This window comes from Novosphingobium album (ex Liu et al. 2023), from assembly GCF_029076845.1.
Taxonomy (GTDB): Bacteria; Pseudomonadota; Alphaproteobacteria; order Sphingomonadales; family Sphingomonadaceae; genus Novosphingobium.
In genome coordinates, this window is sequence record NZ_JARESE010000062.1 from 84457 (window position 1) to 110003 (window position 25547).

Below are 25547 nucleotides of genomic sequence, written 5' to 3' on the forward strand. Positions count from 1 at the left end.
GGCGCCAGGTTTTTTCCAGGAAAGCTCGATATGACCTTCACGCTCAGCACCACCCTTCCTTTCGACCACATCCAGCACCCCGACCAGTTCGTGTCGATGGAAGCGCTGCATGAGTGCGCCCGGGCCGTCGAGGAGGCAGGCTTCACCGCCGGCACCGTCACCGACCATCCGGTGCCTTCGGCCCGCTGGCTCGATAACGGCGGCCATTACGCGCAAGACCCCTTCGTGATGCTCTCGATGGTCGGCGCGGTGACGACGACGCTGAAGCTGCAGACCAACATCATCGTGCTGCCCTATCGCAATCCGTTCATCACCGCGCGCGCGGTCGCCTCGCTCGATCGCTTCACCAACGGGCGCGTGATCCTGGGCATGGGCGCGGGCTATCTCAAGGCGGAATACAAGGCGCTCGGCGTCGATTTCGACAGCCGCAATGATCTGATGGACGAATATATCCGCGCGATGAAGCTGGCCTGGACCGGCGAGGACTTCGAATTCGAAGGCACCGGCTACAAGGCGCTGGGCAACCGTATGCTGCCCACGCCCGTGCAGACCCCGCATCCGCCGCTGCTGGTGGGCGGCAATTCCAAGCGCGCGCTGCGCCGCACGGTGGAACTGGGCGATGCCTGGCACCCGTTCATCGTGCCCAAGGCCGTGACCGACACCGCGCGCACCGCCAATATCTCGGGCGACGAGGACATTCTCGAAGCCATCGCCTACATGGCAGAGCATTGCGAGAAGGTCGGCCGTAAGGAACCGCCCAAGGTGATCTGCTCGTCCACCTTCTCGCTGGTCGGCGACTGGAGCGCCCAGGAAGCGATCGACCACTTCGCGCAGCTCAAGTCGTTGGGCGTGTCCGGCGCGGGCGCCAGCGCCTTCACCGACAGCCGCGGCGAATACCTTGACCAGATTCGCCGCTTCGGCGAAGAAGTTATTGCCAGGATAGACTTCTAGGCGACAAGACGCCGCGATCTGGGAGGCGACATGGACGACCGGCTGGCCATCGAATTCATCTGCGCGCTGGCGCTGCCGCCTGACGAATTCGTGGCCCTGGCCGGCGGGCTGGGCGTATCGCGGATCGGCCTGGCGGCCCGGCCGATCACCGCCAATCCGCACGACTATCCCGAGTGGGACTTGCTGGCCGATCAGGCCCTGCTGCGCCGCACGCGCGGTGCGATGGCCGAGTACGGCGTCACGGTCGCGCTGGGCGAAGGCTTCCTGCTGATGCCCGGCGCCGCGCCGGCGGACTTCGCGCCCGCGCTGGACCTCATGGCAGGCCTCGGCGTGCCGCGCGTCAATGTCGTCAGCCTGGGCGCCGATCGGGGCGAGGCGGTGGAAAACTTCGCCCGCTTCGCCGAACTGGCCGGCGCGCGCGGCATGGCCGCCACGGTCGAATTCCTGCCACTGATGTGGCCGGCCAGCTTTGCCGAGGCGGTCGATTTCGTCCGTGCCTCGGGCGCGCCCAACGGGCAGGTGCTGGTCGATGCCATGCACTTCTTCCGGTCTGGCAGCAGCCTTGAGGATCTGGCCGCGACCGATCCCGGCCTGATCGGCCACATCCAGCTTTGCGACGTGCCGATGCCGGCGCGCGTGGCCGACTATGGCCTGGAAGCGCGCGAGGAACGCCTGGCGCCGGGCGATGGCGACTTGCCGCTGGCCGCCTTCCTCGCCGCGTTACCGCGCACGCTGACCATCGGGCTCGAAGTGCCGATGACGGCCAGGGCGCGCACCGGCATCCGCCCGCGCGAAAGGCTGGAACCCGTGGTTGCGGCCGCGCGCGGCCTGCTCGCCACGCTGGACTGAACCCTTTCAGGGGAGCGCGGCGGCGATCGCCTGGTGGAAGGCCTGGACCGCCGCGGCTTCATCGCCGTTCCACACCGCGCCCGAAACCGCGAGGAAATCGGCCCCCGCCGCAACCAGCGGGCCGCAGTTTTCCGGGGTGATCCCGCCGATCGCCACGCAGGGGATCTCGAACACCGCCTGCCACCATTCCAGCAGGTCCAGTTCGGCGCGGTGCTTCACGTCCTTGGTGGTGGTGGGAAAGAAGGCGCCGAACGCGACATAGTCCGCCCCCGCCTCGCCCGCTTCCATCGCCAGATGCCGGCTGTCGTGGCAGGTCACGCCGATTTCGGCCTTCGGGCCCAGCACGCGCCGCGCCTCGGCAACCTCGCCGTCGCCCTGCCCCAGATGGACGCCGTCCGCGCCGATGCGCTTGGCCAGCGCGATCGAATCGTTGACGACGAAGGCCACGTCGCGCGCCGCGCAGATCGCCTGCAACGGTTCGGCAAGGCGGGCCGCCTCATGCTGGTCAACCTCCTTGACGCGGAACTGGAACGCCGCCACCGGCCCGGCATCGAGCGCGCGGGCCAGCCGTTCGGGGAAATCCCCGCCGACATCGAGCGGGGAGATCAGGTAGAGATCGCAATGGCGGGGAAACTCTTCGGACATCGCGCCGCTCTAGAGCGTTTCCCCGATCGGCGGCAACGCTCTTGTCCCGGCTTGCCGCATTTTCCGGGCCGTCGGCGCAGGGCGGCGCAAGGTCGGGCATTCCGCAACGGTTCAGCCGCGCGGGTGTTGATGGCGCCGATGCGAATGCTTGCCCTTCTTGGCGCCGTGGCTCTTGCCGGATGCGCTGTCCCTCCGCCGCCCCAGCAGGGGCCCGCCCCGCTGATCCACGCCCGGATCGGCCGGACCGTCATGGTCGATGGCCCCAAAGTCACGCCGCTCGCCGTGCTGGAAGACAGCCGCTGCCCGATGAACGCGCGCTGCGTCTGGGCCGGCCGCGTCCGCATCAGCGCGCGGATCGACCTTGGCGCGCGCAGCGAGACGCGCGAACTGACGCAAGGCGAGCCGATCCGCGTCGCCGACGGCACGCTGGAACTGGTGGAGGTGCAGCCCGACCGGCGCACCGACACCACGATCGCGCCGCGGGATTACCGCTTCGGCCTGCGCTTCATGGGCGGGGTATAGCCGCGCGCCTGGTCGATAACGCTCCCGTCGAGCCCCATCCGCAAAACCCGCGCTCGCCAAACGAAAGCCCCTCCCCCGCGCATCGGCGGGAGAGGGGCTTGCCGTTTTTGGTCGGGCCGTGCCGCCGGGCAATCAGCCCTGGGCGCAGAGCTTCTTCGCCTCGGCCACCACGGCGGGCGGCTGGACGAGATAGGCATCTTCCAGCTTCTTGGCGAAAGGCACCGCGCAATAAGGCGCGCCAAGGCGGCCGACGGGGGCCTTGAGCTTGCCGAACAGCGCTTCCTGCACGGTCGCGGCGATTTCGGCGCCGGGGCCGAAGTTCTTGCCGGCTTCATGCACGATGAGCAGGCGGCCGGTCTTCTCGGCCGAAGCCAGCACCGCTTCCTTGTCCCACGGCGAGATCGTGCGCAAGTTGATCACTTCGGCCGAGATGCCCGCTTCGGCCAGTTCGGCCACCGCCTGCATCACGGTGAACATCATCTGCCCGTAGGAAACGATGGTCACGTCGCTGCCTTCCTGCACGACTTGCGCCTTACCCAGCGGGATCGGGCCCTGGTTGACCGGCGTATCCATCGGCACGAACAGCGTCTTGCCGCTTTCGATGATCATCACCGGATCGGGGTCCTGGATCGCCGAGAGGTAGAGACCCTTGAAGTCCGCCGGAGTCCAGGGGATCACCACCTTGATGCCGGCGGTGTGGCAGAACCACGCCTCGTAGAAGTCGGCGTGCTGGCCGGCGGTCTGGTTGCCCGCGCCGGTGAGCGTGCGGATCACCAGCGGCACCTGGCTCTGGCCGCCCGACATGAAGCGCAGCTTGGCCGCGTGGTTGACGATCATGTCCATGGCGACGGTGGTGAAGTTCATCAGCATGATCTCGGCCACCGGCTTGTAGCCGCCCATCGCCGCGCCGATCGCCGCGCCGATGATCGCCTGCTCGGCGATCGGGGTGGAGCGCACGCGCAGATCGCCGAACTTGGTGGAAAGGCCGCGCGTCACGCCGATCACGCCGCCGCCTTCGCGGTCGGCCACGTCCTCGCCCAGGACGAGGACCTTGGGATCGGCTTCCATCGCTTCCATCAGCGCGGCGTTGATCGCCTGCATGCCATTCATCTTGACCATCTCGGTGGTCGCTGCGGGTTCAACGGTATCGGTGCTCATGCCGGAATCTCCTCGGCAAAAACGTCGCGGCGCAGTTCATCGTCCGACGGATATTCACAGGACTGGGCGAATTCGATGGCGTCCTTCACTTCGGCCTCGATCTTCGCCTTCAGCTCTTCCAGCTGTGCTTCGGTGGCGATGCCATCGTCGATCAGCTTCTGGCGGAAGCGCGGCATCGGATCGAATTCCTTCGCCGCTTCCTTCTCGGCCGGGTCCATGTAGGCATCGGCATCGCCGAAGACGTGGCCCATGAAGCGGAAGGTCTTGCATTCGAGCAGGGTCGGCCCCTCGCCCGCCCGGGCACGCTCGATCGCGGCGTGGGCATGGGCATAGACGTCGAGCGGATCGTTGCCGTCGACGGTGTAGCCCGGCATCCCGTAGCCGATCGCGCGCTTGGCGATGAAATCGACCGAGGTGCCGTTCTCATAGCGGGTGTGCTCGGCAAAGCCGTTGTTCTGGCACACGAAGATCACCGGCAGCTTCCACACCGAGGCCAGGTTCAGCGCTTCGTGGAACGCACCGATGTTCGAGGCGCCGTCACCGAAATAGGCGACCGTGACCTGCTTGCTGCCATCGAGCAGCGCGGCCCAGCCGAAGCCGTTGGCGATCGGCATCGAGGAGCCGACGATGCCCGTCGTCACCATCACGCCGGTTTCCGGGTGGGTGAGGTGCATCGGGCCGCCCTTGCCCTTGCAGGTGCCGTCGACCCGGCCCGAGATCTCCGCCCAGAGCGGGCGCAGCGGCATGTCCTTGGCGACCATGTCGTGGATGCCGCGATAGATCGTGCAGATCTTGTCGTCATCGTTGAGCAGCACGGAGATCGACGAGGGGATCGCTTCCTGGCCGCGCGCCGAATAGTACGGGGCGGTGATGCGGCCCTGGCGGATCTGCGCGCGGGTGAATTCGTCGTTGCGCTCGATCCGCAACATGCGGCGGTAGATATCGAGCTGCGTGGCGGCATCCGGAGATGCCCGGTTGGTGAGTGTCTCGGTCATGGTCCCTCTCTCGAAAACCTCCGTTGGCGAAGTGCTGAACCGCTGTTCAGTAGCCTTACCGCGCATCGTTGCAAGGGCAAGTCAGCCGGTGGCGGCGTTTTCCCGGTCCAGCCGGCGGACGGCCAGCTCCCGCACTTGCGCGGACTTGACCTTTTCGCTGCCGGTGATGGCATAATCCTCGTCGGTGAAGAACAGCACGCGGCGCGGCACCTTGAAGCTGGCGATCTCGGCCTTGCAATGCGCGATCACGTCCGCCTCGGCCAGCGTGGCGCCATCGACCGGGACGATGCAGGCGACCACCATCTCGCCCAGCAGATCATCGGGCACGCCCACCGTCTGGGTGCGCTTTACCCCCGGAATCCGGGCGATTACGTCATCCACCTCGATCGGCGCGACATTGGCGCCGCCGGTCTTGATCATGTCGGTCAGCCGGCCTTCCCAGAAGAAGCGGCCCTGCGCATCGACATAGCCGCCATCGCCCGAGCAATAATAGCCCTCGGCATCGAAGCACTCCTCGGGCGCCTTGCCGAGATAGCCCGACATCAGCGTCGGGCCCTTGATGCACATCTCGCCGATCTGGCCGCGCGGCAGCACCCGGCCCGATATCGGCTCCACGATCTTTAGCGTGTTGCCCGGCAGCGGCGCGCCGAAGCTGCCTTCATAAAGCGCCTGCTCGGTATCGGCGGTGAAGGAGGTGCAGATCGTCATCGTCTCGGTGCAGCCGAACGACATCGGCACTTGCCAGTCGGTCCTGACCGTCGGGTGCTGCCAGATCAGCTCGCCGCGCGGGATGTAACGAAGGCTGGACAAGTCCGCGCTCGCCCAGTTCGGCGCCGCCTGGAGCCGCGCCCACTGGTGCGGACGGCCATTGAGGAAGCTGACTTTCTCGGCCTCGGCCAGGAACAGCGCTTCCTCGGCATCGAAATAGCGCTGCAGGATCACCGCGCCGCCGGTGGAAAAGGCGGTGCCCACCACCATGCTGATATTGCCCGACCAGAAGAAGCCGTTGCCGGTCCAGCTCCTGACCGGCTGCTTCATCGCGAAGACGCGCGGCCAGCGCCACCACTGGATGGCGAAGGCCCGCTGCGAATGGACGATGCCCTTGGGCAGGCTGGTGGTGCCCGAGGAAAAGAAGATGCCGCCGGTATCGGTGGGATGGACTCCGTCGGCCCGGGCCAGCACCAGCGCATCGGGCACCTGTGCGCCGCGCGCCAGGAAGCTGGCCCAGTGCTCCACCGCGCCGCCCGCGCGGGATTCGAGCGGATCGGCATCGCCCGGCACGCCGCCCAGCGAAACCAGGTGGCGCAGATAGGGATAGCGTTCGGACACCAGCGCACCCGGCGCGGCCGCGGCGATCGCCGGCTCAAGCCCGGTCAGCATGGCGTGGAAGTCCTTCTTCAGCACATGCTGCTCGAACAGGATCAGCGAGGCTTGCGATGCCTTGACCAGATGATCGAGTTCGGACGGGGTGGAAAAGGTGCTCAGCGCCACCGGCACGCCGCCGGCCAGCGCCACGCCGAACAGGCTGGAGAGGAATTCGGGCCGGTTGGTCATCAGGATGCCGACGCGGCTGTCCTTGCCCATGCCGCTGGCGACCAGCGCGCGCGCCACGTCCAGCGAACGGTCGAGCAGATCGGCATAGCTCCATGCCAGGCGGTGCGCCCCCTTGCGCAGCACCAGCGCCTCGCGCGGGCCGTAGCGGCTGGCGATCTCGCGCAAGTAGCCGCCGATGGTATGCGCGCCCTGCCCCGCTTCCTGATCGAGCGGCGGCCCCGCGACGATGGAAAGAGCAGCCTCGCCCATGCCATTCCTCTCAGCCCGTGGTCTTTTCGAACGCATCGCCTAGCAGCCGCCCGAGGCCCGAGGAACGGACCGGCGCGCGCCCCGACGCGCCAGTCACGCTGCTGCGCCGCCAGAGGCAAAGCGGCCTTGGCCAGCCATCGCCCCGACGCTCGAAAAGCGGATGAAATCGCCTCGGCGACTGGTCTAGGATCGGCGAAAGACGAAGGGAGAGACAGGCCGATGATGAAGCAGGCGACAGTCCAGAGCGGCAAGGGCATCGACACGATCGCGATCGCCGATGCGCCCGTTCCCGAGCCGGGCCCCGGCGAAGCGCTGATCCGCGTCAAGGCGGCAACGCTCAACTTCCGGGACATCATCGTCGCGAAAGGGCTGATCCCCGGCCTGGGCAAGGCGCCAGAGGTCGTGCCGCTGTCTTGCTCGGCCGCCGAAGTCACCGCCGTCGGCGAAGGCGTGACGCGGGTGAAAGTGGGAGACCGGGTGACGCCGCTGTTCGCACCGTTCTGGCTGACCGGCAGCCAGCCCGATTCGCGCATGTTGGGCGGCCCGATCGACGGGATCGCCCGGCAATACGCGGTGTTCCCCGCCGAAAGCCTGTGCGCCCTGCCGGACGAGCTGGGCGATCTGGAAGGCGCGACGCTATCGTGCGCGGCGCTCACCGCATGGTCGGCGCTCACCGCGTTCCGGCCGACGCGCGCAGGCGAGTGGGTGCTGGCGCACGGCACCGGCGGCGTCTCGATCGCGGCGCTGCAACTGGCCAAGGCGATGGGCGCCAAAGTGGCGATCACCTCCTCGTCCGACGCCAAGCTGGCGCGCGCCGCCGCGCTTGGCGCCGATGCGACGATCAACTATCGGCGCGATCCCGACTGGGCCGGAGCCGTGCGCGAAGCGGTGGGCGGCAACCGCATCGCCAACGTGGTCGATACCGTCGGCGCGGTGCAGTTCGACGACAACGTCGGCCTGCTGCAACCGGGCGGCCAGCTTTCCGCCATCGGGATGCTGGGCTCCGACTTCAGCTGGACGCGCGCCACGCCCGGCGTGAACCTCGCCCCGATCGGCGTCGGCAACCGCGAACAGCACGAAGCGATGACCGCCTTCATCGTCGAGCACCGCATCCGCCCGGTGGTCGATGTCGTCTATGATCTGGAGCGGCTGGCAGATGCCTATCGCCACCTCGAAAGCGGGCGGTTCTTCGGCAAGGTGGGAGTGAACCTGCTTTAAGCGTGGGCCGCCGCCCTCGCCCTGACTCGGCAGCGCCGATCACGCTCTAGCCAGCCGGGGTTGGAAAGACCTTGAAGATCGCGTCGGCCGAACCGATCACCTTGCCATCGGCCTTGAACAGCCCGCGCGTGAACACCATCGTGGAGGTGCGGCGCACCACTTCGGGCTCGCACGTCACGAGGCTGCCGATCTTGGCGCCGCCGGCGAACTGGTATTGCAATTGCGCCGTCGCGCAATGGGCGCCGCCGATCTCGTCGACCACCGCGATGCCAAGCGCGATATCGGCGAAAGTCATCAGCGCGCCGCCGTGGACCATGCCCATGTGATCGTTGGCCACGCGCTTGTCGGTCGGCAGCGCGACTTCGCGCGCGCCCGGCCGCCCGCGCATCCAGGTGGGGCCGATCGCGGCCGAGAACACGGTGGTGTGGACCTGTTCCCAGCCATCGGCCGCAAGCGCGGTTTCCGCCATGACGCCGATGTCAGCCGATCTGGTTGCCAAGGCCCGCGGCGTGCTTCGCCGCGATCCAGCCGAACGTCATCGACGGGCCGACACTCGCGCCCGCGCCGGGATAGACCCGGCCCATCGGCGAAGCGGTGGCGACGCCGCAGGCATAGAGCCCTTCGATCGGCGTCCCGTCCGCCTGCAGCACGCGCGAATCGCAATCGCAGACCACGCCGCCATAAGTGCCGACATCGCCGGGGACGATGGGGATCGCATAGAACGGCCCCTTTTCGATCGTGCCCATGCACTGGTTGGGGCCGTCCTTGAAGAAAGGATCGCCCAGCCAGTTGTCATAGGCGCGCTCGCCCCGGTGGAAATCCTCGTCCTTGCCGCCGCGCACGAAGCCGTTCCAGCGATCGACCGTGGCCTTCAGCGCGGCCGGCGGCACCTTGATCGCCTCGGCCAGCGCCTCCACGCTGTCGGCCTTGCGCATCCAGCCCGAAGCGAGCCAGTTGGCCATGTTCTTCTTGGCCGTGCCTTTGCCGGCGACGGCGTATTCATCCATGAACTGCTGGTCCATGATCGCCCAGCTCGGGATCGCCGGCACCGTCCGGTTGCGGATCAGCATGTTCTCGCAGAACTCTTCGTATGAGCCGCCCTCGTTCAGATAGCGCACGCCGGTCTGGTCGACCTGGATCGCGTGCGGCTTGCCAGTGGTGCCCTGCGTGCCGGGCTTGACGTAATCGGTATCCCAGCCCGGCGCTTCGGACATCTGGAAGCCGACCATCTGGTCCATCTGCGCCAGCACCGCGCCCTTGCGCTCCAGCTCGACGTGCATCTCGCCCTCGTCGGTCTCGATGCCGTTCGACCATTCCTTGCGCGTGCCGGGCATGTACTTGTCGCGCATCGCCTGGTTCTGCGAGAAGCCGCCCGAATTCATCAGCACGCCCAGGTTCGCGCCGATCCGCCAGGGCTTGCCATCCTTCACGGTGACGACGCCCAGCGCCTTGCCGTTTTCCACGATCACTTCGGTGACGGGCGAATTGACGCGGACATCGGCGGCCCGCTTGTCCAGCACCGCCTTCAGCATCCGGCCTTGCAGCGCCGCGCCCGCCGTGACCCAGCGCTTGCCGGTCAGCTTGCCGATCACGACCTTGGCCGCGATCTTGAAGAAGGTCTTCTTGATCTCCCACGAATGCTTCATGAACTGCAGCTTCATGCCGTCATCAAGCTTGACCGGCATTTCCAGGAAGCCCTGCCGCAGCTTCGATGCCCAGTCCTTGCCCAGCTCGTTCTTGTCGAAAGGCAGCGCGGTGACGGTGCGGCTGGTCTTCACCCCGCCCGGATGCTCGTCATAGTAATCGGGCCAGAAAGTCGATCCGCGTTCCAGCTGCACGCCCTGGCTGATGATGAAATCGAGCATCTTGGGCGCTTCCACCACATACGTCAGGCGCCGCTCGTGCGAGGTGCCGGGCGTGTCCGGCCCATCGGCCACGACCGAATCGAGATACTGGATGCCCTTTTCGGTGCTGTCCTCGCCCGGCTCCATGAAGCGGTTGTTGGGAATCCACATCACGCCGCCGGACTTGCAGGTGGTGCCGCCCACCCATTGCGCCTTTTCCAGAATCACGCAGGACTTGCCCGCCTGCTTCATCAGCAGCGCCGAACTCATCGAGCCGGCACCGCTGCCCACCACGATCCAGTCGAACGTCTCGTCGAATTCCGCCATTGCATTCCTCTTCCGCGCCTCTCGCGGCCGGGGCCGCGCGTTTGACCGCACGATAGACCGCAACTGCCCCGGTTTGGCAAGTTCGCCGCAGCACTTCGCCCCGGCGATGCCTGACGGTTTCGCCGGGGCGAAGTCTTGGCCCGCGCGCCGGGCGCGGCAATGCGATTTCGCGCTGGCGGCTCGCGGTTCAGGCCTTATGAGCTAGCCCGAAAGAGGGAGACCGGATCCATGACCCAGACCACGCCCGCCCTGCCCCGGCTCGGCACGATCGAACTGGCCCGCGAAGGCCGGCTGCTGCGCATCACGCTGAACCGGCCCGACGCGCTCAACGCGGTAAATCTCGAACTGCATGACGATCTGGCCGAGGCGCTGTGGTTCGCGCAGTGCGATACCGGTTCGGACGTGGTGGTGCTGACCGGGGCTGGCCGCGCCTTCTCCGCCGGGGGCGATCTCGATCACATCGAGAACAACGCGCGCAACCCGCACCTGTTCGATCACGAAGCGCGCATCGCCAAGCGGATCGTCACCACCCTGCTCGATATCGACAAGCCGGTGGTCTGCCGGCTGAACGGCCACGCGGTGGGCCTGGGGGCGACGCTGGCGCTATTGTGCGATGTCATCTTCGCGGCCGAGAATGCCAAAATAGGCGATCCGCACGTCGGGCTGGGGCTGGTCGCGGGCGATGGCGGCGCGGTGATCTGGGCACAGCGCATCGGCCTGACCCGTGCCAAGGAATACCTGCTCACCGGCGACCTGCTGACCGCCGCCAGGGCGGCCGAGATCGGCCTGGTCAACCATTGCCTGCCGCTGGACGAACTGGACGCGGCCGTCGATGCCTTCTGCGCGAAGCTGCTCAACGGCGCGACCGGCGCCATCCGCGCGACCAAGATCCTGACCAACCTGGAACTCAAGCGCCTCGCCACGGCGCTGATGGACGCGGGCATCGCCTACGAATCGGTCTCGGTCCGCAGCGCCGACCACCTGGAAGGCATCCAGGCGCTGAAGGAAAAGCGCAAGCCGACCTTCACCGGGCGGTGAGGCAAACCCCAGTCTATGGGGAAGAGATATCGAATGGCGTGGAACCGGCCCTGAGCCAGCGCGCACGCGCCTCTCGGCGCGCGGCGTTGAACGAACGCATCTGATTCTCGTAGTCAGAAGGTTCCTTCCCCTGCCATTCGACGCAGAACGCGATGAAGCCGGGGCTGTAGCAGGACCGGCTTTCAACGAGCTCGTCCGCGCAAACGGCCTGCCTGTTGTTGATGTGGAAGATGATCGTCGCATCCCAATTGATCATCTCGCGAAACCTCTGATCGAACCGCACGCCACAAGGGATGGTCGAACGCACGAACCAGCGCCGCCATCGACGGTCGTTCCACAGGAAGATTTCCTCCATAACCCACATCTTGTAACTGTGGAGCACTTTGACGGCTTCATCCGATAGCGCGCCATCGGCGCGCGCATCCGACAGGGAATCGTACTCAAGGCGCAAATAGTCGCGAAACAACGCGTTCATGCTGGAGGTCATGGCCAGCGAGACACTGTGCTTGTAGCTGACCCACGCGATAATCAGGCCAATCATGCCGGCAATCGCCGCGAAATTGGCGCCCATGTCCAGAAAACTCGCAAAATTCGCGCTTTCGCGAGCTTCCTCGGCCGATGTCGCCAATATTTCCAGCATGAATTTTCAATTCATCCTTACAAGATAACGAATTTCGATACCTAAATGCCGATCATTCCAGATCAAGCATCTTCCATCGCGATGTCACTTTGAGAAATGTTCCGTCACAGCGGCGGAATTGGATCGCGCCAAAGAAAAGCCCCCGCCGCGCCAGCGACGAGGGCGTGGTGTATCCGAAAGGCGCCCGATCAGGCGTCGGGCATCACGCGTTCGCCGATCTGCCGGAACAGCGCGGTGTAGCAGGTGCCGAAATCCTGCGCGTCGCTTTGCGTCAGCTTGCCCGATTGTGCCGCCTCGCCCATCCGGCCAAGCACGGCCATCGGATCGTCGGCCTCGATGTCATAGATCGCCAGGAACTGGTTGGTATCCGCGCCCATCAGCTTGGTGACCAGCTCATAGCGGGTGGCGCCGGCCATGCCGAGCTGGTTGACCAGTTCGGGCAGATGCACGTTGTTGTACCAGTCGTGATATTCCTGCTCCCGGCCCGGCTGCGGGGTGGTGAGCGCGACCAGCTTCAGATTCGCCATGACATCCTCCTCGATGAAATCGCGCGCAGCATTGGGCATCGGTCAGGCCGATGCAAGCCCGCGCCAGCGCCGCCCCGGCGGTATTACTGCAAGAGAGCGCTGCCCGGACAGATCGGCGCGAAAGCCTCGGTCCGCTGCGGATGCGCTCCCTCATCGCCGCATTCGCCACGATATTCGCGGGGGTTGGCGCCGAACACGCGCTTGAACATGCGGCTGAAGTGCGCCGGGCTCTTGAAGCCGACACCATAGGCGATCTCGCTGATCGAGATGTCGCGCGGATCGGACGAGGCGAGCCAGGCCTTGGCCTTGGCCAGCCGCTGTTCCCACACCAGTTCGGAAAACGAGGTCTCCTTCAGCCGCAGCAGGAACGAGAGATAGCGCGGGCTGATGCCGCAGCCCCTGGCCACCATCGTGGTCGAAAGCTGCGGATCGGAAAGGTGCACTTCGATGAAGCGCAGCACATCGTGCAAGCGGCGGTCGGCAATGGTCTGGCGCGCAGGGCCGGATTCCTCGCTGGCGCACACCGCATTGCCGATCACCGCGAAAGCGGCGTCCACCAGCAGTCGGGCCGAATCCTCGCCCAGCCCGCCGTCATCCTCGAACACCTCGGTCAGCAGGTTTTCGGCGATGGCCAGTTCGGGCCGTTCCAGCGGCATGAACAGGCCGGTGCTGAAATCCTGCCGGATATGCGCGCGCAGGATATGCGTGGGCACCGTGACGTGCAGCATTTCATGGACGCCATCGGCATCGGTGCGGCATTCGATGAAGAACGGCGTCATCGAACGGGTGATGGCGAACTCGCCCGGCCGAACGGTGCGGTTGCCGCACTGGTTGGAAAAGGCGATCTCGCCGTGCTTGACGAACCACAGGATGGCAAGGTCGGTCGCATCCTCGCGGATGTGCTGGCGCGATCGCCGGAAGAACAGGTTCGCCCGCGATCGCTGCCGGATGATCGAGATCGCGCCGATCGCCTTGCGTTCGGATCGCACATCGATATTCGACGCATCCTCGATCCAGAAATCGCCGCGATAGTATTCCTGCTGGCGATCGCCGCGGAACATCGTCTGGCAATCGCGGAAGTTGCGCTTGTCGAACGCGAAAAGTGTTTCAGCCATGGCATTCTCCCCTAGGCAGGACGAGCCCTATCTGTCTTTTTCGGCAGGCTCGCTCCCGGTCGGCTTGCGCCAACTCTATCACGTTCAGGCATAGCTGTCCGCGCGGGGAGCACCATGCAGCCCGCGCGGACCTGTCTGCATTTCACGCAGCCGGGCTGGCCAGCACCGGCCTCAGTGGTTCCCGCGCCCGCGCTTGCTGAGGCGCCAGTCGGCCGGATAATTGAGATCGTTGTTCTTCACGACCTTGCCGATGCCTTGCTTGAACGTGCTGCCCTTGCCCAGATTGACATCGGCATCGCCATCATCTGTCATCGCCGGCAGCATCCCTTCGACGAAGCCGGTCAGCAGGCTGCCCATGTATTCGCCGCGATACTGCTTGTAGAGTTCCATGAAGGTCTTTTGCACCACCACTGTATCGTTGGGCCGCGTGATCGAGCAGGCGTGGGCATACTTGGCGGTTTCCTCTTCCAGCCTGTCGCGCTGGACGACACTGTTGATGAAGTTGCAGTCGTACATGTCCTGCGCCGTGAACGGGCGGCCGGTGAACAGCATTTCCATGAACTTGCGCGGGCCCATCATGTCGGCCCACTGCCACAGGCGCGGGCCCCAGCCGGCATAGCGGAACGAGGGGTGGCCGAACAGCGCATCATCCGAAGAGACCACCAGATCGGCATCGGCGCACTGGTAGAAGTGCCAGCCATAGCAATAGCCCTTGGCCTCTATGATGCTGATCTTCTTGAATTCCTGCAAGGGGCGGTTGCCCGAACGGGCCTTGGCGTAATAGTCGGTCAGCCCGTGGAGATAGCGGAAGCTGCCCGGCGGCGGATACTTCACGTCCGGGTCCTCGATTTCCAGATCGACCAGGAAGCTGTCACCCGGCTGCGGGTTCAGATAGAGATCGCCGTGCTCGTCAAGGTCGCCGCCGCTGCCTAGGTTGTCGCCCGCGCCGCGAATGACCAGCACCTTGACCTCGTCGTCGATATTCGCGCGGAACACCAGTTCGGCAAAGCGCGCGCGCATCCCGATCGTGGCGGTGTTGTGCTTGTCGAGCCGGTCGAACGTGATGGTCGCGATCTTGGTCGCGGGGTTCTTTTCGTAAAGGACGTGCTTTTCGGCCGCCTTCTTGTGATCGGCTATGGTTTCCATGCGCGCGCTCTCCCGTTTAGGATTGGCCAGCTTATGATCGCCAGCCTGTGATTGGCCGGATCAGGATTGACCCGATTGTGCTGGCCCGCGTGCTGCCACAGGCAAGCAAGGGGGTATTGGCAATTGGCGCAGACATCTCGATATTGTGCGCCAGGCGCCGGCCAGCCGATCGCGGCACGCGGCATCCGCGGCGCCAGGGACATACGCGCGATGGATCAACCCAGCTTCTTCAGCCTTGACGGACCGCTCGACGTCGCGCCCGGCGGCGGGCAAGTGCGCGCCGCCAACTTCGCCGGGCTGGCCCGTGTCGCGCGGACCATGGGCCGCGACGCGCGCGGCATTGTCGAGCGCCATGGCATGGAAGCACGCGTGCTGACCGACCCGGAAAGCCTGATCGCGCCGCAGCAACTGGCCGAAACCTTCGAATATTGCAGCACCACTTTCGACGATCCGCTGTTCGGGCTGCACATGGCCACCTTGCAGGACCCCGAGGTGTTCGGCTGCGTCACCGCGCTGTGCCGCGCCGCGCCCACCGTGCGCGCCGGCATCCGCTGCCTGATCGATTACCTGCCCGTGGTCCATGCGCCCGATTGCGAGGTGGTGCTGATCGAAGGGCGCGAGACCGCCGAGCTGACCTGGCTGGTCAATGCCGATATCGGGGTGAACGATCAGGCGAACTATCAGGCGGCGATGCTCAACGTGAAGCTGCTGCAGGCAATGGGCGGCCCCGGCTTCAAGCCGAGCTGGATCAGCCTTTCGGCTGATTCCCGCGCGACCGACGTGCCCGAACTGGAAAAGCTGCTGGGCTGCAAGGTGATGAGCCGCAGCAACCGCAACTCGGTCGCCTTCCCGGTGCACGCGCTGGAACAGCCGGTACCCAGCGCCAACCGGCTGCTGTTTCGCCTGCTCGGCAGCTATCTGGAACGCGTGCGCACGGCGCACAGCCAGTCGATGGTTGATCGGGTGGAAAGCTATATTCGCGGCTCGCTGGCATCGGGCAATTGCGCGATCGAGCGCTGCGCGGAAAAGACCGGCATGTCGGTGCGCACGCTGCAATCGCGCCTAGCGGCCGAAGGCGCGCGGTTTTCCGAACTGGTCGAGCGGCAGCGCGAGACGCTGGCCAAGGCACACCTTGCCGAAGGCCGCCTCTCGCTCGACGAGATCGCCGACCGGCTCGGCTATGGCGAGCAGACCAGCTTCGGCCGCGCGTTCAAGCGCTGGACCGGGATGACCCCGCAACAGTTCCGCGCGAGCCGCTGAGAGCCCGTCGATTTACCTTCAGTCCATCACCAGCACCACGCGCCCGGCGGCCTTGCCGGAAAAGGCGCGGTTCATCGCGGTGACGTAGTCCTCGATCGGATAGCGCTCGGCAATGGTGGGGTTGAAGATCCCTTCCCCGGCCAGCTCCATCACCTTGCGGCGATTGGCTTCGGCCTCCTGCGGGCGCTTGAGCGAATGATCGCGCATCTGCACGCCAACCAGGCTCGCGCTCTTGAGCAGCGGCAGGTTGGTCTTGAGCGCGGCGATACCGGCGGGAAAGCCGATGACGAGGTGGCGCCCGTCATAGCCCAATGTGCGGAAGGCCAGCTCGGTGGCATCGCCGCCCACGCCATCGAACACGATGTCGATCGGCTGGCCATGGTTGGCGGCCTTGACCTGGTCACGCCAGTCTGGCGCGCCCGTCGTCACCACCGCATCGGCGCCCCCCGCCAGCGCGGCCGCCTGCTTTTCCGGGCTTGAGGCCGAGGCGATCACCCGCAGCCCCAGGTGCTTGCCCACCTGGATCGCGGCAAAGCCGGTGCCGCCCGCCGCGCCCAGCACCAGCAGGGTCTCGCCCGGCTTCGCGCGCCCGCGATCGGCCAGCGCGTAATAGGCGGTCAGGTAATTGACCGGGAAGACCGCCGCCGCTTCCAGCGTCATCGCGCCGGGCACCTTGTTGACGTTCGCCGCCGGGAAATTGTTCGCCTCGGCGAAGATCCCGCCCATGCTGGAGCCGAAGACGCGGTCTCCCGCCGCGAAGCCCGCCACGCCCGCGCCCACCGCCTCGACAATGCCGGCGTATTCGCTGCCGGGAATGAACGGCAGCGGCGGGTGGAACTGGTATTGCCCCATGGCGGTGAGCACGTCGACGAACGAGACCCCCGCCGCCTTGATCGCGAGGCGAAGCTGCCCTTCGCCCGGCGGGCCGGGATCGAACTGTTCGATGGCATAGCTTTCGGGCGGCCCGAACTCCTTGCCGATGACGGCGCGCGGCATACGATTCTCCCTAATGTTGCCCGCCATCGCAGCGCACCAGCGATCCGGTGACGTTGATCGAGGCGGGGCTGGCAAGGAACAGCGCGGCGGTGACGATGTCCTCCGGCTCGGCGGCGTGGCCACGCGGGATGGCGATCGGCCCCTGCCCCTTGTCCGGCCAGGCCTGCACGATATCGGTGCGGAAAGCGCCGGGCGAAAGCGTGTTCACCCGCACCTTGGGGGCATATTCCCAGGCAAGGCTTTTCGACATGGCGTTGAGCGCGGCCTTGGACGAACCGTAAGGCACGGTGTTGGGCAGCGGCATCAGCGATCCCGACGAGGATACGTTGATGATACAGCCCCCTTCGCCATCGAACATCCGCCTGGCGATCTGGCTGGCCAGGCGGAACGGCCCCTTGAAGTTGAGGTTCACCACCGCGTCGAACAGCTTCTCGGTCACTTCATGGCTCGGCATCGCCGGGCTCATCCCCGCGTTGTTCACAAGGATATCCACATGCCCGAACGCGGCGTAGGCTTCCTCGATCAGCCGGTCGCACGCGTCCCAGCGGCCGACGTGGGCGGAAAGGGCCAGCGCCCGGCGGCCCAATGCGCGGCATTCGGCGGCCACCGCCTCGCAATTCTCCAGCTTGCGGCTGGCGATGATGACGTCCGCCCCGCGCTCCGCGAATGCCCTGACCATCTGATAGCCCAGCCCGCGCGAGCCGCCGGTGACAAGCGCCACCTTGCCGGTGAAGTCGAACAGCGGGTCCATCAGCCGTCCCGCGCGTCAGGATAGCGGGCCAGCGCGGCCGCCGTGCGCGTGGGGATATGCTCGCGGGGGAACAGGCCGTCCGCCGGCACCGCCTTCTTGAGATAGGCGCGCGCGAGCTGCGAGCGGTGCACGTCGGTCGGCCCGTCGGCGAAAGCCAGCGCCATGTGCCCGCCATACCACTTGGCCAGCGGCATATCGAGCGAGATGCCCAGCGAACCGTGCACTTCCAGCGCGCGGCCGACCACATCGTGATACAACGTGGCGAGGCCCACCTTGCACATGCCGATGTGGTTGCGCGCGGCGCCGTGCGGCAAGCGGCCGGCCTCGACCTCGTCGATCAGCCACGCGGTCTTGAGCACGAGCAGGCGAAACTGTTCGAGCGCGATGATCGAATCGGCGATCTTGGCCTGGACAAGCTGGTGATCGCCCAGCATCCGTCCGCGCGTGCGCCGCGAAACCGCGCGTTCCAGCATCATGTCGAGCGCGCGCTGGCAAATGCCGACGGTGCGCATCGCGTGATGGATGCGCCCGCCGCCCAGCCGCGCCTGCGCCACCTTGAAGCCCTCGCCAGGATTGCCGAGCATGTGGTCCAGCGGCACGCGCACCGAATTGTAGCGGATATGCGCGTGATGGCCGTTCTCGGGATCGAAGTCGCCCGCGATCGCGACATTGCGCAGGATTTCGATGCCCGGCGTATCGGTGGGCACGATGAACATGCTCATCCGCTCGGTCAGCTTCGCTTCAGCATCGGTCACGGCGATGACGAGCAGGAAGGTGGCGAACTTGGCGTTGGAGGAAAACCACTTCTCGCCTTCGATCACCCATTCGTCGCCCTCGCGCCGGGCGCTGCAGGTAAATTCGCCCGGATCGGCCCCGCCTTGCGGCTCGGTCATCGAAAAGCACGAGACGATCTCGCCCGCCATCAGCGGCCCGAGATAGCGCTGCTTCTGATCGGGCGTGCCGAACAGCGCCAGGATCTCGGCATTGCCGGTGTCCGGCGCGGCCGTGCCGAAGACCACCGGCGCCCAGGGCGACCGGCCGATGATCTCGTTCATCAGCGCCAGCTTGACCTGGCCATAGCCCGGCCCGCCCAGATGCGGCCCCAGGTGGCAGGCCCACAGGCCCTGCGCCTTGACCTGTTCCTGCAGCGGCTTGAGGTGACGGCGGGCGGCGGTATAGTTCGGATCGAACTGCGCGCCCTGCTCGGGAAACAGCAGGTCCATCGTCTCGCATTCCTCGCGGACGAACTGGTTCATCCAGTCGAGCTTCTTCTGGAATTCGGGATCTACGCTGAAATCAATCATGACATCCTCCTGTGGCCTCGCCGCGAGGCCGAATTTATCCGAGCCGGGCGACCTGGGCCGCCGACTCCGCAAAGCAGCTTTCGACGATGCGCGAGAAGAACCGGCCGGTTTCCCTGGGCAGTATCCCGGCTTCGGCCTGCGCCACCTTGTATTCCAGCAGGCAACCCGACTTAAACTTGGCCAGGATCGAGAAATACTCGAAATCGCGGATGTCGCGGCCAGTGCCGGCGCAGTAATAGCGCGCCAGTTCCTGCTTGGTCGGGAAGTTGGCCGGATTGTTGAGCGCGGTGGGAAATTCCTTGCCGGGATCGTTCTCGTCCCGCATCCCGCCGGTGAACCAGCCCAGGTCGAGCATCGGATCGCCGATCGTCGAGAGTTCCCAGTCGATCATCGCCGCCAGTCGCGCGGGCGGACCCCACTGGAACATCATGTTCGGCGTGCCGACATCGCCGTGGATGATGCCGCGCACTTCGTTTTGCAGCACATTGGCGCGCAGCCACGCCTCTGTCTCGGCATAGCCGGGCAGGAAGCGGCCTTCATAGCCATAGCGCTGCTTGTAGGAAGCAAGCTGGCCGGCCCAGCGATCCACCTGGCGTTCCAGGAACTTGCCCGGCTTGCCGAAATCCTCCAGCCCGATCGCGATGTAATCGACATTGGCCAGCTTGATCAGGCCATCGACGATGGCGAAGGGAATGCCGTATTCATAAGGCATCTGGTCGAACGGCGGCTCGTTATGGATGCGCTCGTCGCGCAAGTTCGGCGCCCAGCCGTTGACGCGCTCCATCACGTAGAACGGCCGGCCGATGACATCGGCATCCTCGCACGAACCATAGCAATGCGGGTGCGGAACGTCGGTCCGGTTCAGCGCGGTGAGGATGCGCGCCTCGCGCAGCACGCCCTTTTCGGCGCCCGGCGGCGGCACCGCCGGCGGCCGGCGCAGCACCATGGGCAATCCGCCACGATCGAGCGAAAGCACCACGTTCGACGTGCCGCCATGCAGCAGTTCGCGCTTCAGCGGTGCCTGGCCAAGCTCGGGCACATGGGCATCGAGCCATTCGGTGAGTTTGCCCAGCGGCGCCAGTTCGTCGATATTCGCTTCCATCGCGTCCTCTTCCGGTTCAGCGCGCGCGCAGCCGCGCTTCAAGTTGTTTGCGGATCTTGTGCAGCGCCTCGATCGCCTCGTGCACGTCCTGCATGTCGAGCGCGGGGATCAGTTCCTCGGCGATGGCGTCCGCCATGGCATCGGCCTGCCGCTTGAGCGCGATGCCGCGTTCGGTAGGGACCAGCAGCGCCGCGCGCTTGTGATCGGGATTGTCGGCGGCTTCGAGCAGGCCCGCGTCGCGCAGCGCATTGGCCGCGCGCTGGACGATCTGGCGCGGAAAGCCCAGCGAACGGCCGATCTGCGCGACCGTTGGCGGCCGCTCCGCCTCCACCACCGCGTTCAGCACCATGCTTTCGGACGGACCGAGGCCGACCGACTGGCGCGCGGCGGCGAACGCGCTTTTCAGGCGGCCATGCAGCCGGCTGGTCTCATCGACCAGGCCCACCAGCGGGTGGCGGGACGCGAATTTCCTCTCCATGACTCGATCGTGTCATTTTGACATGATCGAGTCAATCTGGCTGATCGAGACTTTCGAGCATCGTGTGCGCCAGGGCGAAAAACGCGGTCACGTCGCGCTGGGCCGATGGGATCACCTTGCGGAAAGTGGCAAAGCCGTGGATCAGGCCCTTGCCTTCGTAATAGGCCGTCGGCACGCCCGCGGCGATCAGCTTGGCGGCATAGGCGCGGCCCTGATCGCGCAGGGGATCGAGCCCGGCCGTGACCAGCACCGTGGGCGGCAGGCCGGCAAGATCGCCCAGCAGCGGCGAGGCGCGCAGGCTCTTGGGATCGGCCGCGTAATGCTGCTGGAACAGCGCGGTGCTCCCGGCATCGAGCAGATAGCCCTCGGCAAAGGTTTTGAGCGAGGGATAGTCGTTCACGAAGTCGGTGGCCGGATAGATCGGAATCTGCATGATCACCGGCAGCGCCGCCGGCCTGTCGCGCAGCGCCGCCGCCGTCACCAGCGTCAGGTTGCCGCCCGCGCTGTCACCGCTCAGGACAAGGCCGGTGAAGGACCGGCCCATGGCGGCGCCGTTCGCCGCGATCCAGCGCGCCGCCGCCTCGCCATCGTCGGGCGCGGCGGGCCAGGGATGCTCGGGCGCAAGACGATATTCGACCGAGACCACCGGCAGATCCAGCGCGCGCGCCATTTCCGCTGCGAAGCCCGCGTAGGAATCGATGCTGCCCATCACATAGCCGCCGCCGTGGTAGAACACGACGACCGGGCCGGGCGCGCGATCGGCCCGCGCATCGAACAGCCGCAGCTTCAGCGGGCCGCCGGGGCCGGGCATCTCGTAATCGGCCATCACCGCCAGATCGCCCGGCGGGAGATCCTGCGAGGGCACGGCATCGGGCGGCAGCTTGCGGACCATCGCCAGGAATTCGCGCGTGAACGGGGGCGGGGGATTGGCATTGAACCGTTCGAGGAACGCCTTGACGTCAGGCCGGACATAAGGGGCCGCCTCGCTGGCCCGCGCCGCCACCGCGGCGTCCTTCGCCAGCAGCGCCTGCGGCGCCATCGCCAGCCCCGCGCAGCAAGCCGCAAGAGCCAGACCCACGAATCGTGAACGTGCCATTGTCCTCTCCCTTCCCCTATTCTGATCGTGCCGCGCCCCCCGGCGCAAGGACCGGGGGGCAACGTGCCAGACATTACGCGGAGCAGGTGAAAGGGCATTTCTCGGGACGCTTGTGCCCCGTCAGTAGACCCCGCCCTGCTCTTCCGCGAAGTTCTTCGCCTCGCTCGGCGCGGCCTGGCGCTGCACGTCCGAGCGCTGCCGCTGCACGGCCCGAAGCTGGGCGATCAGCGCGTCGCGCTTCTTGGCGAATTCGTCCTCGGGCGTGTACTGGCGCGGCTCGGTATCGGGCTTGAAGGCTTCCCAGATCACCCCGGCCTTGGGATCGTTGCCCGGCTCCACGCCCATCACCTGCTTGCCCGAGACGCGGTCGATCCGCACCATCCGCACGCCGGCCGGCGCGATGAAGGGCTGGTGCCCCCAGCGCTCCTTCGTGTTCAGCACCACCTGCTTGAAGATCGGCGCCGCCACGCGCCCGCCTTGCGCATAGCCGCCCAGCGAGCGCGGCGTATCGTAGCCGAGATAGACGCCCGCGACATAGTCCTGCGACCCGCCGACGAACCACACGTCGGTCGGCCCGCTGGTCGTGCCCGTCTTGCCGAACAGCGGCATGTCGAGATCGCGCAGCACCACGGCGGTGCCGCGAATGATCACGCCGGTCAGCATATGGACGACCTGGAAAGCGGTGTCCGGGTCCATCACCTGCTTGCCGCGCCGGTCGATGCGCGGCATCGGCTTGCCATCCCATTCGGCCATGTTGCAGCCGATGCAGCGGCGATCGTCACCCCGCCAGATCACCTTGCCGTTGCGATCCTGCACATAGTCGATCACCGACGCGGGATACTGCACGCCGTTGTTGGCCAGCGCCGAATAGGCATTGACCATGCGCGACACGCTCGTCTCGCCCGCGCCCAGCGCGAACGAGAGATAGGGCTTGTATTCGCCGATACCCACGTTCTTGAACGTGCGGATGACGCGGTTCATGCCCGCGTCGTTGGCGATGCGCACCGTCATCAGGTTGCGCGACTGTTCCAGGCCCCAGCGCATCGTGTGGTTGCCGCTGCCGCCGCCGCCGCCGAAGTTGCGGAAGCATTTCTGGCCCAGCCGCCCGCCCTGATAGACGCAGAACGTGCCGTCCAGCACGTGCGTCGCGGGCGTCATGCCCGCATCGAGGCCGGTGGCATAGACGAAGGGCTTGATGGTCGATCCGGGCTGGCGCATCGCCTGCGTCGCCCGGTTGAACGAGCCGAGCCCGGCATCGAACCCGCCTTGCAGCGCCAGGATGCGCCCGCTGGCCGGCTGCTCGATCACCATGCCGCCCGAAACCTCGGGGATCGTGCGCACGGCATAGCTGTTCGTGCCAACCGGCGCGGCGACGATGACATCGCCGGCCTTCGCCTTGTCGGGCACGTTGCCCAGCTGCGCGGTCGCGCCATCGGCAAAGCCGATCCGCCCGGAGCCGTTCGCCGCATCGAGGATGACGCCCACGCGCCAGTTCTCATAATTGATCGTCTTGTTCGAAACGACGAGCTGCGACTGCCAGTTGTCCAGATCGTCGATATGCGCGATCGGCCCGGTCCAGCCGCGGCCCGCATGGAACCGCAGCAGGCCGGCGCGCAAGGCATCCTGCACCGCCTTCTGCATTTCCATGTCGAGCGAGGTGCGCACCCACAGGCCGCCGGCATAGACGCTGAGCGGGCCATCCTCGGCGGTTTCGCCGTAGCGGTCGATCAGGCGGCGGCGCACTTCCTCCACGAAATAGCCCGTGGCCGGATCGTAGTTCTGGCCCTGGCGCGGGATCAGGCCGAGCGGCTGGGCCTTGGCCTCGTCCGCCTCGGCGCGCGTCGCCCAGCCGTTGTCGACCATCTGGTCGAGCACGTAGTTGCGGCGCGCGATCGCCATGCCTTCGTATTTCTTGCGGCCATAGCGTTCGGGCGCCTTGGGCAGAATGGCCAGGAACGCCGCCTCGTTCAGCTTCAGGTCGCCCACGTCCTTGCCGAAATAGGCGCGCGCGGCGGCCTGCACGCCAAAGCTCTGCCGGCCAAGCGGAATCTCGTTGAGATAAAGCTCCAGGATCTGCTGCTTGCTCAGCACGCCTTCGATGCGGCGGGCCAGCACCATTTCCTTCAGCTTGCGCGTGACCGAATATTCGTCCCCGATCAGGATGTTCTTGGCCACCTGCTGGGTGATGGTGGAACCGCCCTTGGCGCGCTCGCCCGAACCCAGCTTGGCGGCATAATCGAACACCGCGCCCAGCAGGCCGGTGTAATCGACGCCGCCATGCGTCCAGAACGTCTTGTCCTCGGCCGAAAGGAACGCGTTCACCAGCGGCGTCGGGAAATCGACATAACGCAGCTGCACGCGCCTTTCGCGGGCATAGCTGTAGACGATCTCGCCATCAATGCCGCGCACCATGGTCGGCAAGGGCGGCTGGTAATCGAGCAGCTTGTCGGCCGACGGCAGGTTGCGCGTCAGCACGATCCAGAAGACGATCAGCGCGGCGAGCAGCACGCCGCCGGCAATCGCCAGCCGGCGCAGCCACTTGCGCTCACGCCAGGCCGTGCCGATCCACGCCAGCGCGCCACCCGCGTCGCGTCGAATCCGGTAGCGCAGGTTCTCGGGGGCGGGGTCGGCGGTCTCACTCATCGCGACGGCCCTCTAGCATGAGCCATTCGCGCAGCGCCAGCGGTTCGATCCTCATGCGCCGGCCCGCCGGGCGAAAAACACGCGGATCGCCTGCGCGGCGGCGGCGGCGATGGTTTGCCGGCCTTCCCCGGAATTGAGGTATTCCGCGTCCTGCGGGTTGCTGATGTAGCCGGTTTCGAACAGGACCGAGGGGATGTCCGGCGCCTTGAGCACGGCCAGCGCCGCGGTTTCGACGCCTTCGCGATGGAGCCGCACCTTGCCCTTCAGTTCGCGCAGCACCAGTTCGGCCGCTTCGTAGGAGCCGGCCTGCGCCTCGCGCTGCGACAGGTCGAGCAGGATCGCATCGACCGCGTCGCTGGTTTCGGAAAACGACACGCCGTTGATCTTGTCTGCCTGGTTCTCGCGCAGGGCGATGCGCGCGGCCGCCTCGCTCGATCCCTTCTCGGACAGGACATAGACGCTGGCCCCGCGCGCCGTATCGTTGTCGATGCTGTCGGCGTGGATCGAGACGAACAGGTCCGCGCCCAGCCGCCGGGCGATGTCCGGCCGCTCGCCCAGGGTCAGGAAACGGTCGGTATCGCGGGTCAGCGCGACGCGGATGCCGCCGCCCGCCACCAGCCGGTCACGAATGGCGCGCGCGATCTGGAGCGCGACGGCCTTTTCGCGCACCTGCCCCTGCCCCGCGCCGGGATCGAAGCCGCCATGGCCCGGGTCGATCACCACCAGCGGCCGGCTGGCATCGGGCGGTCCCTCGATCCTGGGCAGGCCGATCCTGCCGTTCGCGGGCGGCAGTTCGATCCGCACGACATAGCCGTATCCGCCGCCGGCAAAACCGTATTGCCGGTCGAGCACGATCATCGCAATGAGGAAGGCCAGCGGAACGGCAACGAGCAAGGCCAGCTGGATGCTGCGAGACATGGTGCGGCCTGACTAGGGCGCGAAGGTCCGGGCCGCAATGGCCGATCAGGGATCTTCCCAATGTTTGTCGGAAGACTTTGTTAACGGACCCCCAACTAGGGTTAACGGCAAGGAACTTGCTGTCCAAGGTTATGAATGCTAGGCCCTTTCGACCCGGGCATGTCAGCTTTCGGTCCTCGTATTCCGGTTTTGAACGCCTACATGGTGCCGGACAGGATCGG

At 66.3% G+C, this 25547-nt stretch carries 24 protein-coding genes; 6 read left to right on the forward strand and 18 right to left on the reverse strand.

Translation table 11 applies throughout. The features are described from left to right. Positions 1-30: 30 nt before the first annotated feature. Both PYV00_RS17565 and PYV00_RS17570 read left to right on the forward strand, forming a co-directional pair. On the forward strand, positions 31-951 hold the full coding sequence (locus PYV00_RS17565; protein WP_275229579.1) for an LLM class F420-dependent oxidoreductase: 921 nt from the start codon (positions 31-33) through the stop codon (positions 949-951). 30 nt (positions 952-981) lie between these two features. Next, positions 982-1800 carry a sugar phosphate isomerase/epimerase family protein gene (locus tag PYV00_RS17570; protein ID WP_275229580.1) on the forward strand — a complete coding sequence of 273 codons (819 nt, stop codon included), beginning with the start codon at positions 982-984 and terminating at the stop codon, positions 1798-1800. Between the two features lie 6 nt (positions 1801-1806). Here the strand turns inward: PYV00_RS17570 and thiE are convergent, their stop codons facing one another. Next, positions 1807-2445: a thiamine phosphate synthase gene (gene thiE / locus PYV00_RS17575; protein WP_275229581.1), complete on the reverse strand. Its 639-nt coding sequence runs from the start codon at positions 2443-2445 to the stop codon at positions 1807-1809. 165 nt (positions 2446-2610) lie between these two features. On the opposite strand from thiE, the gene PYV00_RS17580 reads away from it, so the two are divergent. Then, the gene (locus PYV00_RS17580; protein ID WP_275229582.1) at positions 2611-2967 is read left to right on the forward strand and encodes a hypothetical protein; all 357 of its coding nucleotides are present in this window, start codon (positions 2611-2613) and stop codon (positions 2965-2967) included. Between the two features lie 132 nt (positions 2968-3099). Here PYV00_RS17580 and PYV00_RS17585 read toward each other — a convergent pair whose 3' ends face one another. The 3 genes from PYV00_RS17585 to PYV00_RS17595 form a co-directional block, all read right to left on the reverse strand. After that, positions 3100-4125: an alpha-ketoacid dehydrogenase subunit beta gene (locus PYV00_RS17585; RefSeq protein ID WP_275229583.1), complete on the reverse strand. Its 1026-nt coding sequence runs from the start codon at positions 4123-4125 to the stop codon at positions 3100-3102. Beyond that, on the reverse strand, positions 4122-5120 hold the full coding sequence (locus PYV00_RS17590; protein WP_275229584.1) for a thiamine pyrophosphate-dependent dehydrogenase E1 component subunit alpha: 999 nt from the start codon (positions 5118-5120) through the stop codon (positions 4122-4124). The genes PYV00_RS17585 and PYV00_RS17590 overlap by 4 nt, the downstream gene beginning before the upstream one ends. 81 nt (positions 5121-5201) lie before the next feature. Further along, positions 5202-6923: a class I adenylate-forming enzyme family protein gene (locus tag PYV00_RS17595; protein WP_275229585.1), complete on the reverse strand. Its 1722-nt coding sequence runs from the start codon at positions 6921-6923 to the stop codon at positions 5202-5204. Between the two features lie 222 nt (positions 6924-7145). On the opposite strand from PYV00_RS17595, the gene PYV00_RS17600 reads away from it, so the two are divergent. Continuing rightward, positions 7146-8141: a zinc-dependent alcohol dehydrogenase family protein gene (locus tag PYV00_RS17600; protein ID WP_275229586.1), complete on the forward strand. Its 996-nt coding sequence runs from the start codon at positions 7146-7148 to the stop codon at positions 8139-8141. 46 nt (positions 8142-8187) lie between these two features. Here the strand turns inward: PYV00_RS17600 and PYV00_RS17605 are convergent, their stop codons facing one another. Then, on the reverse strand, positions 8188-8610 hold the full coding sequence (locus PYV00_RS17605) for a PaaI family thioesterase (RefSeq protein WP_275229587.1): 423 nt from the start codon (positions 8608-8610) through the stop codon (positions 8188-8190). A 10-nt stretch (positions 8611-8620) separates the two neighbouring features. Continuing rightward, positions 8621-10312, reverse strand: a complete 1692-nt coding sequence (locus tag PYV00_RS17610; RefSeq protein WP_275229588.1) for an FAD-binding protein — start codon at positions 10310-10312, stop codon at positions 8621-8623. Positions 10313-10540: 228 nt separating this feature from the next. On the opposite strand from PYV00_RS17610, the gene PYV00_RS17615 reads away from it, so the two are divergent. Continuing rightward, positions 10541-11350, forward strand: a complete 810-nt coding sequence (locus tag PYV00_RS17615) for an enoyl-CoA hydratase/isomerase family protein (protein ID WP_275229589.1) — start codon at positions 10541-10543, stop codon at positions 11348-11350. A 13-nt stretch (positions 11351-11363) separates the two neighbouring features. On the opposite strand, the gene PYV00_RS17620 is transcribed toward PYV00_RS17615, so the two are convergent. The 4 genes from PYV00_RS17620 to PYV00_RS17635 all read right to left on the reverse strand — a co-directional run bounded on the left by PYV00_RS17620 (position 11364) and on the right by PYV00_RS17635 (position 14778). Continuing rightward, positions 11364-11990, reverse strand: a complete 627-nt coding sequence (locus tag PYV00_RS17620) for a hypothetical protein (protein ID WP_275229590.1) — start codon at positions 11988-11990, stop codon at positions 11364-11366. Between the two features lie 188 nt (positions 11991-12178). Further along, positions 12179-12556, reverse strand: coding sequence for a DUF4286 family protein (locus PYV00_RS17625; RefSeq protein ID WP_275229591.1), 378 nt, complete (start codon positions 12554-12556; stop codon positions 12179-12181). Positions 12557-12600: 44 nt separating this feature from the next. Then, positions 12601-13632 (reverse strand): helix-turn-helix transcriptional regulator, encoded by a 1032-nt coding sequence (locus tag PYV00_RS17630; protein ID WP_275229592.1) that lies wholly within the window; start codon positions 13630-13632, stop codon positions 12601-12603. Between the two features lie 171 nt (positions 13633-13803). Continuing rightward, a complete protein-coding gene (locus PYV00_RS17635; RefSeq protein ID WP_275229593.1) occupies positions 13804-14778 on the reverse strand; it encodes an enoyl-CoA hydratase/isomerase family protein in 975 nt (324 codons plus the stop codon). A 210-nt stretch (positions 14779-14988) separates the two neighbouring features. Here PYV00_RS17635 and PYV00_RS17640 point away from each other — a divergent pair, with 210 nt between their 5' ends. Further along, complete coding sequence (locus tag PYV00_RS17640) at positions 14989-16038, forward strand: AraC family transcriptional regulator (RefSeq protein ID WP_275229594.1); 1050 nt, start codon at positions 14989-14991, stop codon at positions 16036-16038. Between the two features lie 18 nt (positions 16039-16056). Here the strand turns inward: PYV00_RS17640 and PYV00_RS17645 are convergent, their stop codons facing one another. The 8 genes from PYV00_RS17645 to PYV00_RS17680 all read right to left on the reverse strand — a co-directional run bounded on the left by PYV00_RS17645 (position 16057) and on the right by PYV00_RS17680 (position 25326). After that, on the reverse strand, positions 16057-17034 hold the full coding sequence (locus PYV00_RS17645) for an NADPH:quinone oxidoreductase family protein (RefSeq protein ID WP_275229595.1): 978 nt from the start codon (positions 17032-17034) through the stop codon (positions 16057-16059). Between the two features lie 10 nt (positions 17035-17044). Further along, positions 17045-17785, reverse strand: coding sequence for an SDR family NAD(P)-dependent oxidoreductase (locus tag PYV00_RS17650; protein WP_275229596.1), 741 nt, complete (start codon positions 17783-17785; stop codon positions 17045-17047). After that, positions 17785-19089, reverse strand: coding sequence for an acyl-CoA dehydrogenase family protein (locus PYV00_RS17655; protein WP_275229597.1), 1305 nt, complete (start codon positions 19087-19089; stop codon positions 17785-17787). Before PYV00_RS17655 ends, PYV00_RS17650 begins: the two co-directional genes overlap by 1 nt. A gap of 34 nt (positions 19090-19123) precedes the next feature. Then, a complete protein-coding gene (locus tag PYV00_RS17660) occupies positions 19124-20191 on the reverse strand; it encodes a phosphotransferase family protein (protein ID WP_275229598.1) in 1068 nt (355 codons plus the stop codon). 16 nt (positions 20192-20207) lie between these two features. Next, a complete protein-coding gene (locus PYV00_RS17665; RefSeq protein WP_275229599.1) occupies positions 20208-20669 on the reverse strand; it encodes a MarR family winged helix-turn-helix transcriptional regulator in 462 nt (153 codons plus the stop codon). Positions 20670-20700: 31 nt separating this feature from the next. Then, entirely contained in the window at positions 20701-21765 is a 1065-nt protein-coding gene (locus PYV00_RS17670; RefSeq protein WP_275229601.1) for an alpha/beta hydrolase, read from the reverse strand. 120 nt (positions 21766-21885) lie between these two features. Continuing rightward, entirely contained in the window at positions 21886-24408 is a 2523-nt protein-coding gene (locus PYV00_RS17675) for a penicillin-binding protein 1A (protein ID WP_275229602.1), read from the reverse strand. A 51-nt stretch (positions 24409-24459) separates the two neighbouring features. Continuing rightward, the gene (locus tag PYV00_RS17680) at positions 24460-25326 is read right to left on the reverse strand and encodes an N-acetylmuramoyl-L-alanine amidase family protein (RefSeq protein ID WP_275229603.1); all 867 of its coding nucleotides are present in this window, start codon (positions 25324-25326) and stop codon (positions 24460-24462) included. Positions 25327-25547 lie beyond the last annotated feature (221 nt).